We start from the raw sequence: 14,549 nt of genomic DNA on the forward strand, positions 1-14,549 counted from the left end.
TCTCCCTTTGGCTATCACAATCTAGAACTATTGCTTAAAGGTTGGTAGGAAACCAAATGAAGAAGTTAAAATATTGGAGAGTTGCGGCGGTTATAGGGCTGCTGATCGGCATAGTATATTGGTGGGCAACATCCTTGGTGAAAGACTTAAAGGACCCGTTGAACAAAGCTGACGTGTTTGTATACAGCGATAACGGCATACTTCATTGGTTTGAACTGACTAGCAGAAGTGGGAAAGTTAAAGGAAAACTTCACCAACTGAGATTAATAGAAAAAGTCGGAAAAGCACCGTCTATGGAAGAGAAAATATATCCCGTGACCGGAGAGACTACCAAAAAAGGATATACATTTGTGGTGAATAAAGACGGGAACCTAAAATCATATGAGGCTTGGTTTTCTGGTCCGCATCTCTCAGTACGTATGCAAGTAGAACAAGACAGCATACTATACAATCCCGTTAATCAGGAAGAACTCAGTGGGTACGTGAAGGCCCTAAAAGATTATAACACGGAAGAAAAGGAAAATAAGCAACGAAGACAATTTTTTGACGAGCTACGTAGTGTAATCGGATTTCTTTACGTAGACGAGAACGATTTGTTCAAATTGTTCATCAAAATCGACGAAGCCTTAATCGAAGGCGAATTGACAGGTTCCCTTCTCATGATGGATAGTAATGGGAAAGAAACCAGGTATGCATTAAAGGGTATAACAGATGGACAGATGTTGAGGCTCTTCGCCACAGTAAACGGAGAAACAACCAAGCTGGAAGGCCATTTTCATGAGGGTGCAGCTGAATTCGACTTGTCATTTTGGACGGCAGACAAAAAACTGACGTTTCATGCCGTAACCGAAAAAGAGTTTAACCAGAGTTACGAGAAGCAAAAGAATAATTCGGCAACAGAATGAGCCTATAAAAAAACCGCTTGGAGATGCACCCAAGCGGTTTTTAGTGCTTTCTTAATAGACGGTTCATTTTTTAACTCATAATATCATACAACATTGGTTTGTTTTCAATAAATTTCTACTTCCAGCCAAGCGACAGAGATATTAGAACGTCTCTAAAGGATTGCATTTGCAATGAGTTTGTCAAATTTACGTATGTCGACACCTTTTTTTAGATTGACTTTTATGTGGCCCGCTCTGGTCCACAATTCAACCTCTGCATTTACGTCAAAAAAACTACCCGCATTTTCTGTTGACCACATATTAATCGATGAATATGGCAGTGAATAGATTTCTACCTTTTTTCCGGTTAATCCTTGAGCGTCTCTTACGATTAACCTCTTATTCGTGAAAATCGCACTGTCACGAATTGTTTTATAAGCAGCAACCGCCACCTCCCCATTCACTAATAGTTCATTTACATCATTTGGTATCGGACATTCAGAGATGAAAGTCCATTGCAAAATATCCTGGGTTGCAGCCATTAAAAAACCTCCTATTTTAATTTATCATTTACATAAGTTCTGTAAATATATGCTAAAACCTTTTTTTACCTATGGAAAGAAAACGCAAAATTACAAGGGAACCGAGCCAATCCCCTATTTCATCGACTTCTCATCAAATCTATAAAACTCCAACTTTCCATCCGCTAACCAAAACTCCAAAGAGATTTTTCTTTTTTTGTCGACATATCCAACAATGTCAAACCCTTGCTCCGAGCGTGTATAATGGTGTTTTTCATACTTTCTGATTACATCTTCCTTAGTATCGCCAATGTGAATCCCTTTTGCTGTTGGCAACCCTTGATCGGTAATGATGAATCGGCTGATCCTTCCTGCTTGATCAGTAGCAATTTCTACTCCATCCCTTAATAAATAGTAATTATATTTTTCAACATCTCGGCTTTTTTCCGTAGGTATCTCGTACTTTTTGGTGACTTTGTTGCTTTTAATATTATCCCCCACATAAATTCCTTCAATATTCTCATGACTTAAATCGGTTGAACTCGTTATCAGTTGATGAAAGCCCCGGGGAAAAGTATTTTCAAAAAAAATGATAAAAACCATTAGAACGATTCCAGATGCGATCAAAATAAGGGGTATTCTTTTCATTCGTGATCTCCCTTTATATAGAATTAATATGTATATAGAATTTCTATGTATATAGAATACACCCTGTTTTACCATTTTTCAACAGATTAATTCTAAAACCGTTTATGTAATTCAAAAAAATTGTAAAATATGAGTAATACATATAAGTGGGTGAAGCAGATGGACAGATGGGAATATAAATCTATCAAGTTTAAACCAGGCGGATTTTTCGGAGGAAAGCTGGATGAAAGTGAATTCGAAAATGAACTCAATGAGTACGGAAACAAAGGCTGGGAATTGATTTCTTGCTTTGATACCAGTTTTGGCCAAGGCACCTCGAGAGAAGTCATTGCTGTGATGAAACGAAAAAAAATTAGGACTAACAATGAAAAAATACCTATTACTTAGTATTACTACTGCATTGTTATTAATCGGATGCAGCCATAATCTACCTATTTACGAAGATGACAGAAACTTTGATACGACAATCATCAATGGAACTGAATATGCTCTGCAAAAATTAAGTTATAATGGCCAAACGTACATTTCCGAACCAGAACAGTTTATGAACCCTGATGACTATGACCGCTTTAAGCTTGGAAGACAAATTGGAAAAACTCAAGACAGTATGCAAATTTATGAAGTGAAAAACGATAAGAAACGTATCGCCATGTGTGGTTTCATGTTTCCAGCAACATTTTATAAATTGAGTGAAAGTGAAAAATAGCCATATGGATAATTTAAGAAAACCACCCTGCTTTCGATGGCTTCGGGTGGTTTTACCGTGTTTTTGACTGTTTTTTCAACCACAATAAAATTATTATTTCTCTCCCAATATTTGAGTGTCGCCAGTAGCATTGTTTAAATTAGTTGTCCATTTTTATGGTGAATTCAAAACCAGTCAGCTTTGTATTGTAGGGTGTTTTAGTTTCTTGAAAGACTAATTTTGTTTTAGACAAGTCGTCTGGTAAGGGCGGCGATACAATAAAAGTGTATGAGGTATGTCCTCCTGAACCGCCCCCACCTTCATTTCGACAGTCGTAATCGGTCCCTTTTCCATCGTCGACGGAAAGGCTAAACCAGTTATGGTCCAAAAAATCCCTCGGGTTTTCATCGGAATCATCCACATCAATCGTAAGGTGAACCACACTGGCATTTTGGAATTGACGGATAAATGTTACGGTGTAAAACAAATCATCCTTTTCAAATGATTTTAAGATCGGAATATTTTTAACAAACCCTTCTGGCTCTACAATAGGTTTAAATAATTCCTCGTTATAAAAATGGCCAAAAACGCCATTTAAGAAGAGCTCATATAAATCATATTTACTTGACCACTTGTTTATAAGTTGTTCGGTAGGAAAACCAGGATTATTATTTGTAAGGTCCTTCCGTTTCTTGATTAATTCACATATTTGCTCATCAATGTCCTCAATTCGAGTATCATAATGTTCTGTTGGTGGTTCAAATCCCATTCGTTTCATATTTTCCGCCTCCTTATATATTTTTGTTTAAGGCTCGCTTTATATCAATAAAACCTACAGTTCCACAAATGAAAACCCCTAATGCCAAAATCACGGTAAAAAACCAATTATCTCCCCAACTTACCACTACACTATACAAACAAGCCAATGCCGTGATGGACGCGGCATATGTCGCTCTCCATTTTTTTAATTTTTGAGACATTCCATTACTCATCATCATTTTCCTCCAAACAGCGAGCATGGTCTAACCATCACAACAACTTCTCTTCTTTATTTTCTTTTTCTTTTTCTTTTTCTTTTTGTCCCCGTGTCGTAAACGAATCGTCAACTTGATTTTGATTAGGAATTACTTCAATATCCTACAAATCGTCTAATGCGATTACTTCACCGCTCGAAGCATTCACTCCAAACTGGCAATCTAATTTCCCGCATAAAACATATTGTTTTCTGCCAAAATCATAAACATAATAAGGCTTTAGTTCAACCTGATCTTTTAGTTTTTCATATGCTACTTCTCTCGAAATCATGATTGGGTCAGGGGTTTGGAACTGCTTAAACATATCCAACATCAGTTTGTTGTCCATGTAATTTACGGCCCTAAGGTTGTTTGTATCAATTATGACCATGAGTTTCCGTTGAAACACATGCTGACTTTTTTTATTTGCTCTTAAACTGGCATGAATGTATCCTTTTTCACGATGGAGCGTTTTTAGCACCCATTTCCCCGTATCATTTGGATATTCCTGGCGTAAAAAGTTTGTCACTTCATTTATACATTTCTCTTGTTCTACTTTTGTGATGGGAAATGTTTCGGGTGATGGTTCCAAAGAGAACGCCTCGTCTGCCGATACTTCCTCGATCCATTTTATTTCCTTTCTGTCAAACGGGCGATCTAACGGTTCATCCCAATGAATGGTTTTGTTGATTTTTAAATAGGAATTGACATCTGCCATGATTTCGAATGGAATGGTCGATTCCCCATCATTTTCCACAAAAATCTCCTCCACCGCATAAATAGGAATTAATCTTTCCTGTTCATATGAAGGACAATGAATCAATTTCAATTGCTCTCTTGCTATGAGTTCTATTTTTTCAAGGGATAGTGAATAGTTTTCTTCCCTAATCAATTCTTTAGAAGGAAATTGACCATAGGCAGAGAAAGAGGTGAGCTTCCCTTCTGAGTCGAATTTCACTTCTATAGAACCAGCAGGTGACAAAGCCACTCCTTCAAAGCACTCGATAAATTGGAGTTCCCCTTCATCTTCTTTTTGTATTTGAAATTGTTTCCCATATAGTAGCCCTGTTTCTTGTTCGACCCATTCGATTATTTTCTTTGTATCCAGATTGGCAAACGTAATCCCATCTTTGGCGTATGTCTTGCCCAACACAAATATAGCACTCTCAAACTTACGGGTATTCACATTGATCTCAATACTTGCTGTACCTTCAGGATTCGAGTCATCATCCTCCTGTTCCATTTCATGGTTAGGGAACCACTCCATCCATAATGTATAGCTAGTATCATTGAAGAAGTTTACCTTTCGCGAAAGGCCATGGCGTTTTAAGTAATAGTTACCTAATCCAAACTTTTCCTTGGTAATTTCAATTAATTCTTGTATTCTACTATCCAATTTCCTATCTCCTGGTAACATTAAAACGTAAAAAAACGTACACTTATCGTAAAATGGCTACCAGGTTTCACCTCCTTATTTATTTTAACATAATTATCCAATTGCATTTCTTATATATGTAAGAAAGGCTACTATTTTAGCAGCCTGATCATCATGAAAGAAAGCATTCATTTGATTAGTACTTTTTTAGTATTTCATAAACGCCCCTTCAAATAAGTAACTACTCTTTATCCTCCAACTGCCAATTCCACAATTCTACTTCGCCTAGCTGCTCCCCTTGGATAAATGATTCATCCTTCAGTTTTAATAATTCCTTCACGGGCCCCGTTACAACAGCACCATATACGGTAAATCCCTTCTCTTTTAAATATTGATATTTTTGCTTTAAATGCCCAAGACCTAAAAATTGCTCATAATAGCTTTGGGGCTTATTTAACAGCTCCTCCATATTTTTCAACATTAATTGTTCGCTTTCGGTAAGGGTATCCTCATCCAATCGATTCATTCGTAACGACTCATGATAATTTTTATCATGTTCATTTCCGCCTGTTAGACCAATTAAATCAGAAATAATTATATCTTCATTTCCACCCCAGCCAGATGGTTTGTAATCGACAAACTCACCTGTATACAAAGGCATCCATAAAATATTGATATCGTACTTTCCTAGAGACTCAATTAGTTGTTTTGACTCCATAAAACTAGTCGTGGAAAAAGCTAACTCCCCAACAGTTCCTTCAGGAAGTTTTTCTAATGTTTCCCATACATTCGGCGAAGTATTAGCTTTAAGCTTTCTTTCAGTACGTGGATCTACCGGTAACGAAAAAGAAAAATCATTCAGTTGTTTGCGCCCGGGATGTGAAAATGAAATGGATGAAATGCCGGCAATTCGCTTCGTCAGCGTCGCTTGACCAATGACCTTGTCATCATATCCTACCTTTTTGATTAAGTTATACGATAATTTTTTCGTTCCGAAAAACGTCATATTTTCATCTTCAAAGTCAAAGTCTCCGCGTACATTCGGTACAGTCCATTCTAATGCCAGTTTCGAGTAATACGCATTTTCACCTGATATATTGAGTTTATCCGCAATAATATTTATCAAGATCATGTATCCGGAATAGATTAAAAAAACTAAAATCAATATGCGAAGAATTCTAAAGCTTAATGTAAATCGGGATTTCCTTAATATTCGTTTTTCCAAATCTTTATTCCATTCTGTCATACTGCCACCCTTTCTTTTCAGCAAGACTCGCTAATCGCTTTCTTGCTCGATAAAGTGTTATTTTTACTTGATCTTCCGTCAGTTGCAATGCATCCATTATTTCTTTATAACTAAATTGTTCATATTCTCGTAAATAAATTATGGATCGATATTGTTCAGGCAAGTATTTTAATAGCTCTTCAATTTGTTGATTCCGTTCTTCCGTTAAGAGAGATTCTTCCGGGATCCCATACGGACTAATCATTTCTTTTTTAGATAAAAAGATGGATAGAAGGGGGATTGTCTGCCACCGATGTTGTTTGCGCCATTCATCTAAATATGCATTACGAGCCACTTTAAATAGCCAAGCACGAGCCTCTTCTCCTTCATATGTGTGCAAAGAAACAGTCGCACGAACAAAAGTTTCTTGTGTTAAGTCTTCCGCAAGCTGCGTCGAACCACACAACTTTATGAGATAAAAATAAAGGGGCCTTGCGTATTGCTTATATAAATTTTCTAATTGTTGTCGTTGATTTTGCATTTTGCCCCCCTCTTTACTAATCTCGCTATTAACACGTTTAATCAACTTAAATGTTACAGTTATTCCAATAAATATTTTTTAAATGATCCATTCTACAGTACTTCAAACGCATATACAGGTTGATAAAAACCTTTTGTATCTAAATAGTAGCTTACCTCCACCCTATGGATATGTAAGGTTTTGATCATTTTATTTTCAGGGTATAATATGGATAAATATGCACCTAAGTGGAGGTGGAAATATTTGAGGAAAATAGTTTCGATATTTTGTATATTTATAATTATGGTCATGAGTGGCTGCAGTACTTTTTCTAAACCAAAAATTTCAGAAGAACAGGCAAAATCAATTGTGTTAGAAAACCACACTAAACACATTGGGAAAGTTGAAATAAAATCAGTTAGCCATAAAGGTGATAAGTATATTGTTAAATGGGAAAATAAAGAAAACTGTGAGCATGGAACGGACTATATTGATGATGAAAATGGCAAAATACTAAAAGGTGAAACGACAATTTGTTAAATACTTCCTATATCGGAGAGAAAACTATGAAATTAAATGAACGTTTTTTTAAGAACAGAGTAAAGTCTATTGTCATTACTCAATTTATATTAATTATCCCAATGATTATATTAATATATTTATCTTTTACGACCTATCCTGTGAATTTTTTCTACTCTGGATTTGTCCAAATTATTCTTGCTCTATCGATGATTTTATTGGGGATTGAGCAATACATATTAAAAGGGAAAAGGTCATCAACTCTTTTCTTTGCCTTAACATTATTAATAATATTGGTTGCTATAAAAACTTTTATGTATCAAGTATAAAATGATAGGTCTGTTTTGAAGTGCATCAAATAATACCAATAAAAACGGCTTACGAACTGATAACAGTTTTGTTGAGCCATTTTTATTGGTATGACCAGAGACTATCATCATTTTTTAGGATCTAATAATTTCGCGATGTTCTCATTGCCCATGATAATGGCATACATATACGGGGTCATATGGGAGTAGTCCTTGATGTTCGGATCTGCCCCTAATTCAAGCAGAGTCTTTACCGTTTCCTCATCTTCCCCTTGTGCCGTATACATTAATGCGGTCATACTGCTCTCAGAATCCTGATGATGCATGCAACTGCAATAAATGTCGTCCGATTCTTTTTCGAAAAATATCCGGATGTATTACAATATTAAACCATTTGTTCTACACTTCTTTCCACTATTTCCACCATATCAGCCTCGGCACCGAGACTAAAGTTTATAAAAATACCCTGTCCCCCTCCGGCACCAATGCCCGAAATAAAAATATTATTTTTTTGACCTACTACCGTCAGGCTCAAACTTGCTCTGTTTCCATTCCTCATAAAATATTTATCATAAACTCTAACAGCAACTTTAGTATCTCCAATTGTGTAGTTGCTTTCATCAACTAATTTCATACTTATTCCGCTATTACCAATATCGTGTTCCAAATGATGAACCACTTCCTCAAATTGACCAATAATTGTCTTTTCATATTTTGCCATGCTTACATCAGCCTCCCCATCATTATTTTCTACCGAAAAACCCAACACTCCCTCATAATGATAATTTTTGAACCCTTATATCATCAGGATATTTTTTGGCTAGAATTTTATATAATTCATTTTTAATTTCTTTATAGTTGATAATTTCCTCTTTAAATAATAATTCATAGCCCGCAATTGGATCGTTAGAGTTAATCTTTCGAACAGCCTCTGCATATCTCGCAGCATAGTCACCTGAAGATTGATTTTTCGCTACAAGTTGTTCTGCCTCTTCCGCATAAATTAATGATTTATGCGGGTTGGACAAAAGATATAACTCGGAGAGTAAATGCAGTTGATAATCCTTTCTCTCAACTTCTAATGTTTTGATTGCTTCCTCAAATTTGCCTTGCTTTACATAAGTATGTAGTAAAAGGTCGGCAGCGGTGTTGTTTTTTGGATCGATACGGAGAATATCCAAATAGATTCTCTCGGCTAAAGCGAAATCACCCTTTTTTCCAGCTTCTGCAGCTTGTTCTATTAAGCTATCGACTCGTTTCTTTTGTTTCATAAATGATCCTTGGAACTCCTCAAAACTTTTGCCTGTAACCTTTTGAAATGCGGCATAAAATGAATGATCTTTTGCTGCGAGCAACAGTTCTGGAATTACTTTAGTTCCATGTCCTAGAACAAGTTCCCGAACGGCTATATAGCTTTGCAGATACGGATCATAACTCCCTTGCCTTGCCTGTTGAAAGTCTGCATTCGAATCAAGTTTTTTTAAGTCAAGTAACACATCAGGAACAATATCCACATTGGTATCCGAGTAACCAAAAAATTCCCCAATCCCCTCATGAAACCATGCGGGAATACTGTTTATAGAAATTTTATTTTTCGATAAAAATTGGTGGGTTCGATAATGGGCATATTCATGATAAAAGGTATGCTCAAATTCTGTATCTTGGATTAGTTTAGGACTCAGGATATGGATCGATTGATTGTTATTTTGATAAAATCCTACTGCTTTTTCAAACCCAAAATTGAATGTTGGTATTTTTTTATTTTCATAAATGATAATTGTAAAAGAATCGGAGAATTTTCGGCCAAACAATTGATCCGCTTCATTTTTTATTTTAGGATAATAGCTTTGTAGCTTTGAGATGGATCCTTCTCCAGCTTTCGGATATTTAATCGTAAGACCATCTACTTTTTCTGTAAGCAGGTTATCCTCGTACCCAAGGGGAATAAACAAATTAGCAAGCACAAGCGTTTTTTCCTTAAACCCCAAATTCGATTGGGATATTTCTTTTTCTAAAAAAAGATTAACGAGCGCCAGTCCGCTTATATATAACAGAAAAATCACGGAGAAAAGCAACAAACCTAGCGCCCCGATTCGGCTCTTAATATATAAAAAAGTAATTTTCCCGGTAATCATTCCAAAAATGCTGATGGCTAGAAGAACCATTATTAATACATTGATACCGAGGGCAATGATAATACCCATGAAGCCATTTTGTGTCATGATCACGATAAAAACTAGACCTAGTAAACTTATGAACAAACAAAGAAATAAAAGAAATTGCACGATTCTTTTCATGGGGGCTCCTTTAATATTTATCAAAATCCCTGGCACCACTCACATTAACATAATATCCCAATTTATTATAAAAGTTTTAGAGACTTAACCCGATAAGAAGCAGAGAACCGTCCCCTGCTTCCTTTATATTTAAATTCCATTTTTTATATCATATCAACTTGGTTAATATTAAGTCCATCGTTATTTAGATAAGGTTGCCATTGTAGTTCGCTTTTTATGTAACGGGTCGGATAATATAATAAACGCATTCACAACTATGGAACTATTTGTTATAATTAGTGTAAAATTACACACAAATTCAATGTTGAAATTGTTGGGAAATTTTAGACAAAAGAGGGGTATCTATGAAAAAAAGACCGGTCATAGGCATTCTACTATTACTATTTCTTATTGTAATATCATTAAATGCTTATCAGTTGAAAAGTAATAGTCACTCAGAGATATTATTGGGTTTAAAAGGAAGCATTTATTATACTGAAAGAGTAGATGGGGTGCTCTCACTGTTCAAAGCGGATGCCACACTGCAAAATAAAATACTACTATACAGCCACAAAGGGAAAGGAAAAGACAGTTATGGGGGCAATAATGATAATATTATAGATTTTTATTATGATAAAACCAGTCAAACTATTTATTTTATTGCTATGAATAACGGTTCCTGGTCCTTGTTTTCCATAAAGGAAGGAGAGGTGCAACCGATTTTACTGCGGGAAGAGGATATGTTAGCCGAAACTGACTATATCCAAAATCAATTTGATCATCTTTCTGTTTCTTCAAAGCAAGGTTCCATTTACTTAAAAGAAAATGGCAAGGAAAAAATAATAAAAAAATTCTATGGAATGTACGATGAAAAATTTACTGGGTATGGACCGATTGGTTTTTCACCGGATGGAAAATATTTAGTGTACTATTCGATGGAACATTTAACCCCCTTTGGAACATTATTAGAAGGCTTTTTTAAAAACAAAGTCGGGAACACGTATATAATGGACTTATCAACGATGAAATCGACCAATTATTTAGATGCCTCCCAAATCCAATGGATAATAGACTAACTGGGTGGTTTCCAATTAAATAGCCGAAAATTGGCAAGGAACAAACAAGATCCTGCATATTTTCGGCTAATTGGATCTATTGAACAAAAGCAACTCGCCTCCTTTGCTCGAATAGCTTTAATCATTGCACCGCAAGATTTTGCATTTTGATGTTTATATTTCTAGATTCCCGGTATGAAGAGTGTCATATCCTCCCCATCTACCGTGCTTCGGAAATCATAAACTGGTTGATAAAAACCTTTAGAATCTAGATAGTAGCTTACCTCTATTTTATGGATATGTAAGGTTTTGATCATTTTATTTTCAGAGAAATATTTAAATTTCCCTTCTAAAATTTCTTTATATGCTTCTTGTTCGCTTTTTATTTCAACATCCCTTACCTTGTCATAGGTTACGAACTGATTGTCAATCCCCTTCACTGTTCCATCACTATAATAATTTACCGATAATGATCCATCTATTAGCTGATTTGCTACTACCCTCTTATTTACCGTCCACTTAAACGTACCAGTTTCGACTTTTTGAAAATATGTATCTTGCGGAAGAGCTATCCCAAACTTTGTTAATTCTTCTTTTAAGGTTGCTTCATCTGCATCTATTAATTCTTTATCCACATCGAAGCTTGAAAAATCTGTATAACGATAACTTCCATCTAAGTATTTGAACCAAATATTATGAGATCTCTCGCGTCCAAACCAATACACACCTTCATCCTGATACGAAATAACCTCCATATTCGATGTGTCGAGATGTAAGCTTTTAGAAAAATCTTTGACAAATGCATCAGCAGCAGCCTTCGTATAGCTTGGTGCTTTATATACAGGAACTGTCATTCTATTATCGTTGAGCTCTACATCCATAGTAACTGTCGCTTCTGACATATCAGTTTTATGAATAGGCACGATGGAAAGATTGCCAAATTCCTTTAAATGGTAGTACGTAAGCATACCTCCGAATGAGATGGCTACCAGCAATAAAGGCGAAAAGCAAATAATTGCTTTCTTTAATTCCTTTTCTTTTATCCTGATGAGGCCCTTGAGTATACCATATCCAATAATTGCACCCAGCAGATTATGAAACAGATCATCCAATTCAAAAATACCGAATCCCGTCATGAATTGGAAACTTTCAATAGAAAGGGTAAATAGCAACGCTGCCCCGAATGTCCAAAGAGCCTTTTGAAAACGCGAATGTAATAATGGCAAAAGGATACCGAACGGCACGAACATGAAAATATTTAAAAGCAGAAACTGCCAATTCCTTACCCTAAAGCTGTACCAAGCTTCCCGATAGGAACTAAGAAAAGATAAGTTCATACTCCCCTGAAAATTTGAACCTCTGTTTAAAAAAGTCACTCCAATCACCATGATGACATATCCGGCAAACAATCCCCCAAACAGCAATTGTTTCTTAGGAAGTCTTTTTTTTCCGCCAAAGAATTTCCTGTAAAAAACGAAATATCCTAAAAAGAAAAGAATCCCCAATACAATTACCGCGATTGCCGCAAGGAAAAAATACTCCCTAACAATACTCGTGATTTCTTGTAATCTCATTTCTATCTCCTTCCACATTTTTCATAACTTTTTCATCATGATGGATGGTCCATATATCCGTAACAATAGATAGACGATGTTACTTTTGATATAGTTTTAAAAGAATAGGCTCTATTATTATTTTATTGTTGCTTTTTTGTGTAGATATAAGAATTAATAAGCGGAGATATTCCGGTTAATGGCTCCAAATAAGGCAAAATTCAAAGATTTTGAAAAGATAACGGAAAAACTCCGCTTATTCTCCTTTAGTTAAAATAATGAAATTATATTGTTTTTTAAAAATTTTGTCACTAACCCGCTTTTTCCCATTTACTCGCCATACTTTGCCATGATCACAATTTAAGAGGTTTACCTGGCACTGAAAATCCTTTTTATTAAAAATGGAAGCAGGGACCGTCCCCTGCTTCCTACATACTAATAATTATCAATAACTCCGCCAAGAGAAGAAGCTTTAATAATAGGCTCTTTCATAATCTCAGCTAATTCATCCTTTGTCCCATAAACGACAACCCCTAATATTTCTACATCGTCTATTTTTTTATCTTTTAAAGTCTTGAACGCCTTTTGATGTTCATTGAAAGCACTCGTTTCCAGTAACTTTTGGAAATTTTTATATTTAAACTCCAAATCATCGGTGGTAATAAAAGGAGTATTTATAGAAAAACCTAAGGCTTCATTTTCCCTAATAAACGTTGCAGACCAGTCGTATTCCTTCGCCTCTTTTTTAAACGTGTTTAATTGGTTATTGCTATAGGTATTTACCCAGAACCAAGTCATTTCGGGAAGCTTTTTGAAAGGTAATTCACTTGGTTTGTATGGCTGATCAAAGGAGAGGGCTACCTCATATATTTTGTCTCCTTGCATCCCTTTAATCAGTTCCTCATCATTTTTATATTTTTTATAAGCAACATTTGGATGGAAAAACAGCATTTCTCTCCAACCATTTTCTTTATAGGAGACTTGCCAATCCTCTCCTGTGACTCCCATGCTGCCGCCGGCCCCCCTTGAAATCAAAACATATGGGATCAGCCCGTATTGATATTGCTTTTGTTCGACGACGACGGATTTAATTTTCATGTCTTTTGCTATTTTATAATGGCTCATCCCTCCTAAAAAGCCTCGTGAATCCACTGTTTCACTGATATAGCCATTCGGAGTACTTAGTCGGACATACGCATCCCATTGCTTAAATGCCTTTTGGCTAAAGAAAATAGAAATAGCGAAATTGGCTATGTTTAATACAACAAATACGAGTATAGAAACCAAAACAATCGTGATCATTGTCTTCTTTTTGCCTTTTTTTATTGCCTTTTTAATCTTTTTCTCATCAAAAACATCATCTAAATGTTCATTCATGAAGATCCCTCCACTTTTTCTGAAATTCTTTTCTTGCGCGAAATAAGTAAGTCCTAACGGTTTCTTCCTTCATTCCTAGCAATAGGGCGATCTCTTTATAGCTGAGATCAAGTTCGTATTTTAATAATAAAAGCTGCTTATAGACTTCTTGGATGAGTTCTAAAGTATGGGCGATTTCATCATTCGTTTCGAGACTTAATACGCTGGATTCAGTGTCTTGGTCATTCGTAAATTTATTCCAGAAGTGATGATCATCGATCGAAATTGCTTGTTCTTTTCCGTTTTTCCTTAGCATTTTTTTAAATTCATTCATTGAAATGGCGAAAATATAAGCAAGGGCTTTATCCGAAGGAACACCACTACTATATGCGATATATTTCATATAACTTTCTTGAACTATATCTTCGGCATCTTCATGACTGCAACCATTCTTTTTTAAATAAAAATAAATCATTCTTCCTTGTTTTTTGTATATTTCCAACAAAATCTGAGAATCCATGGCGCCTCCTTTCTAAAGTCCTTCAATAATAAAGAGTCTAATCACTTAAAAAAGTGTACAGCAAAACGATAAATTTTTTTGGATTTAAAAA

Annotated in this window: 19 protein-coding genes; 6 read left to right on the forward strand and 13 right to left on the reverse strand. The window is 35.5% G+C overall.

Annotated elements, in window-relative coordinates; translation table 11 throughout:
* The first annotated feature begins 56 nt into the window (after positions 1 to 56).
* Positions 57 to 905 (forward strand): hypothetical protein, encoded by an 849-nt coding sequence (locus AR334_RS04505; protein WP_066305724.1) that lies wholly within the window; start codon positions 57 to 59, stop codon positions 903 to 905.
* 152 nt (positions 906 to 1,057) lie between these two features.
* Here the strand turns inward: AR334_RS04505 and AR334_RS04510 are convergent, their stop codons facing one another.
* Together AR334_RS04510 and AR334_RS04515 are read right to left on the reverse strand one after the other, a co-directional pair.
* Entirely contained in the window at positions 1,058 to 1,426 is a 369-nt protein-coding gene (locus AR334_RS04510; protein ID WP_066305727.1) for a PH domain-containing protein, read from the reverse strand.
* 114 nt (positions 1,427 to 1,540) lie between these two features.
* Positions 1,541 to 2,053: a hypothetical protein gene (locus tag AR334_RS04515; RefSeq protein WP_066305731.1), complete on the reverse strand. Its 513-nt coding sequence runs from the start codon at positions 2,051 to 2,053 to the stop codon at positions 1,541 to 1,543.
* Between the two features lie 159 nt (positions 2,054 to 2,212).
* Here AR334_RS04515 and AR334_RS04520 point away from each other — a divergent pair, with 159 nt between their 5' ends.
* Positions 2,213 to 2,440 (forward strand): DUF4177 domain-containing protein, encoded by a 228-nt coding sequence (locus AR334_RS04520; protein ID WP_066305735.1) that lies wholly within the window; start codon positions 2,213 to 2,215, stop codon positions 2,438 to 2,440.
* Complete coding sequence (locus AR334_RS04525; RefSeq protein WP_066305743.1) at positions 2,418 to 2,759, forward strand: hypothetical protein; 342 nt, start codon at positions 2,418 to 2,420, stop codon at positions 2,757 to 2,759. Before AR334_RS04520 ends, AR334_RS04525 begins: the two co-directional genes overlap by 23 nt.
* Positions 2,760 to 2,898: 139 nt before the next feature.
* Here AR334_RS04525 and AR334_RS04530 read toward each other — a convergent pair whose 3' ends face one another.
* The 5 genes from AR334_RS04530 to AR334_RS04550 form a co-directional block, all read right to left on the reverse strand.
* Positions 2,899 to 3,516, reverse strand: a complete 618-nt coding sequence (locus AR334_RS04530; protein WP_066305746.1) for a hypothetical protein — start codon at positions 3,514 to 3,516, stop codon at positions 2,899 to 2,901.
* A 13-nt stretch (positions 3,517 to 3,529) separates the two neighbouring features.
* A complete protein-coding gene (locus AR334_RS04535) occupies positions 3,530 to 3,736 on the reverse strand; it encodes a hypothetical protein (RefSeq protein WP_253701182.1) in 207 nt (68 codons plus the stop codon).
* Positions 3,737 to 3,875: 139 nt separating this feature from the next.
* Entirely contained in the window at positions 3,876 to 5,147 is a 1,272-nt protein-coding gene (locus AR334_RS04540) for a hypothetical protein (RefSeq protein ID WP_066305748.1), read from the reverse strand.
* Between the two features lie 220 nt (positions 5,148 to 5,367).
* Positions 5,368 to 6,372 (reverse strand): anti-sigma factor, encoded by a 1,005-nt coding sequence (locus AR334_RS04545; protein ID WP_066305763.1) that lies wholly within the window; start codon positions 6,370 to 6,372, stop codon positions 5,368 to 5,370.
* Entirely contained in the window at positions 6,356 to 6,892 is a 537-nt protein-coding gene (locus AR334_RS04550) for a sigma-70 family RNA polymerase sigma factor (RefSeq protein ID WP_066305769.1), read from the reverse strand. The genes AR334_RS04545 and AR334_RS04550 overlap by 17 nt, the downstream gene beginning before the upstream one ends.
* Positions 6,893 to 7,135: 243 nt before the next feature.
* Here AR334_RS04550 and AR334_RS04555 point away from each other — a divergent pair, with 243 nt between their 5' ends.
* The gene (locus AR334_RS04555; protein WP_066305772.1) at positions 7,136 to 7,411 is read left to right on the forward strand and encodes a hypothetical protein; all 276 of its coding nucleotides are present in this window, start codon (positions 7,136 to 7,138) and stop codon (positions 7,409 to 7,411) included.
* Positions 7,412 to 7,437: 26 nt separating this feature from the next.
* Positions 7,438 to 7,719, forward strand: a complete 282-nt coding sequence (locus AR334_RS04560; RefSeq protein WP_156431177.1) for a hypothetical protein — start codon at positions 7,438 to 7,440, stop codon at positions 7,717 to 7,719.
* A gap of 107 nt (positions 7,720 to 7,826) precedes the next feature.
* On the opposite strand, the gene AR334_RS28720 is transcribed toward AR334_RS04560, so the two are convergent.
* Genes AR334_RS28720 through AR334_RS04570 form a run of 3 tightly spaced genes read right to left on the reverse strand, consistent with a single transcriptional unit; the run spans position 7,827 to position 9,995 of the window.
* Positions 7,827 to 8,024, reverse strand: coding sequence for an ankyrin repeat domain-containing protein (locus AR334_RS28720; protein ID WP_082692789.1), 198 nt, complete (start codon positions 8,022 to 8,024; stop codon positions 7,827 to 7,829).
* Positions 8,025 to 8,083: 59 nt separating this feature from the next.
* Entirely contained in the window at positions 8,084 to 8,419 is a 336-nt protein-coding gene (locus AR334_RS04565) for a DUF6054 family protein (protein WP_066307659.1), read from the reverse strand.
* Between the two features lie 52 nt (positions 8,420 to 8,471).
* Positions 8,472 to 9,995, reverse strand: a complete 1,524-nt coding sequence (locus AR334_RS04570; protein WP_066305778.1) for a hypothetical protein — start codon at positions 9,993 to 9,995, stop codon at positions 8,472 to 8,474.
* A 344-nt stretch (positions 9,996 to 10,339) separates the two neighbouring features.
* On the opposite strand from AR334_RS04570, the gene AR334_RS04575 reads away from it, so the two are divergent.
* Entirely contained in the window at positions 10,340 to 11,050 is a 711-nt protein-coding gene (locus AR334_RS04575) for a hypothetical protein (RefSeq protein WP_066305790.1), read from the forward strand.
* Between the two features lie 161 nt (positions 11,051 to 11,211).
* Here the strand turns inward: AR334_RS04575 and AR334_RS04580 are convergent, their stop codons facing one another.
* The 3 genes from AR334_RS04580 to AR334_RS04590 all read right to left on the reverse strand — a co-directional run bounded on the left by AR334_RS04580 (position 11,212) and on the right by AR334_RS04590 (position 14,458).
* Positions 11,212 to 12,534, reverse strand: coding sequence for a VanZ family protein (locus AR334_RS04580; RefSeq protein ID WP_172799157.1), 1,323 nt, complete (start codon positions 12,532 to 12,534; stop codon positions 11,212 to 11,214).
* A 483-nt stretch (positions 12,535 to 13,017) separates the two neighbouring features.
* On the reverse strand, positions 13,018 to 13,959 hold the full coding sequence (locus tag AR334_RS04585) for an anti sigma factor C-terminal domain-containing protein (RefSeq protein WP_066305803.1): 942 nt from the start codon (positions 13,957 to 13,959) through the stop codon (positions 13,018 to 13,020).
* Positions 13,952 to 14,458: an RNA polymerase sigma factor gene (locus AR334_RS04590; RefSeq protein ID WP_066305805.1), complete on the reverse strand. Its 507-nt coding sequence runs from the start codon at positions 14,456 to 14,458 to the stop codon at positions 13,952 to 13,954. The genes AR334_RS04585 and AR334_RS04590 overlap by 8 nt, the downstream gene beginning before the upstream one ends.
* Between the last annotated feature and the right edge of the window lie 91 nt (positions 14,459 to 14,549).

The organism is Bacillus sp. FJAT-29814 (genome assembly GCF_001510715.1).
GTDB lineage: Bacteria > Bacillota > Bacilli > Bacillales > Cytobacillaceae > Neobacillus.

What these genes read in the sequence shown, in the direction of transcription:
- AR334_RS04505 (WP_066305724.1), top strand. Translation starts at nt 57, where the DNA reads ATGAAGAAGTTAAAATATTGGAGAGTTGCGGCGGTTATAGGGCTGCTG.
- AR334_RS04510 (WP_066305727.1), bottom strand. Translation starts at nt 1,426, where the DNA reads ATGGCTGCAACCCAGGATATTTTGCAATGGACTTTCATCTCTGAATGT.
- AR334_RS04515 (WP_066305731.1), bottom strand. Translation starts at nt 2,053, where the DNA reads ATGAAAAGAATACCCCTTATTTTGATCGCATCTGGAATCGTTCTAATG.
- AR334_RS04520 (WP_066305735.1), top strand. Translation starts at nt 2,213, where the DNA reads ATGGACAGATGGGAATATAAATCTATCAAGTTTAAACCAGGCGGATTT.
- AR334_RS04525 (WP_066305743.1), top strand. Translation starts at nt 2,418, where the DNA reads ATGAAAAAATACCTATTACTTAGTATTACTACTGCATTGTTATTAATC.
- AR334_RS04530 (WP_066305746.1), bottom strand. Translation starts at nt 3,516, where the DNA reads ATGAAACGAATGGGATTTGAACCACCAACAGAACATTATGATACTCGA.
- AR334_RS04535 (WP_253701182.1), bottom strand. Translation starts at nt 3,736, where the DNA reads ATGATGATGAGTAATGGAATGTCTCAAAAATTAAAAAAATGGAGAGCG.
- AR334_RS04545 (WP_066305763.1), bottom strand. Translation starts at nt 6,372, where the DNA reads ATGACAGAATGGAATAAAGATTTGGAAAAACGAATATTAAGGAAATCC.
- AR334_RS04550 (WP_066305769.1), bottom strand. Translation starts at nt 6,892, where the DNA reads ATGCAAAATCAACGACAACAATTAGAAAATTTATATAAGCAATACGCA.
- AR334_RS04560 (WP_156431177.1), top strand. Translation starts at nt 7,438, where the DNA reads ATGAAATTAAATGAACGTTTTTTTAAGAACAGAGTAAAGTCTATTGTC.
- AR334_RS28720 (WP_082692789.1), bottom strand. Translation starts at nt 8,024, where the DNA reads ATGCATCATCAGGATTCTGAGAGCAGTATGACCGCATTAATGTATACG.
- AR334_RS04565 (WP_066307659.1), bottom strand. Translation starts at nt 8,419, where the DNA reads ATGGCAAAATATGAAAAGACAATTATTGGTCAATTTGAGGAAGTGGTT.
- AR334_RS04570 (WP_066305778.1), bottom strand. Translation starts at nt 9,995, where the DNA reads ATGAAAAGAATCGTGCAATTTCTTTTATTTCTTTGTTTGTTCATAAGT.
- AR334_RS04575 (WP_066305790.1), top strand. Translation starts at nt 10,340, where the DNA reads ATGAAAAAAAGACCGGTCATAGGCATTCTACTATTACTATTTCTTATT.
- AR334_RS04585 (WP_066305803.1), bottom strand. Translation starts at nt 13,959, where the DNA reads ATGAATGAACATTTAGATGATGTTTTTGATGAGAAAAAGATTAAAAAG.
- AR334_RS04590 (WP_066305805.1), bottom strand. Translation starts at nt 14,458, where the DNA reads ATGGATTCTCAGATTTTGTTGGAAATATACAAAAAACAAGGAAGAATG.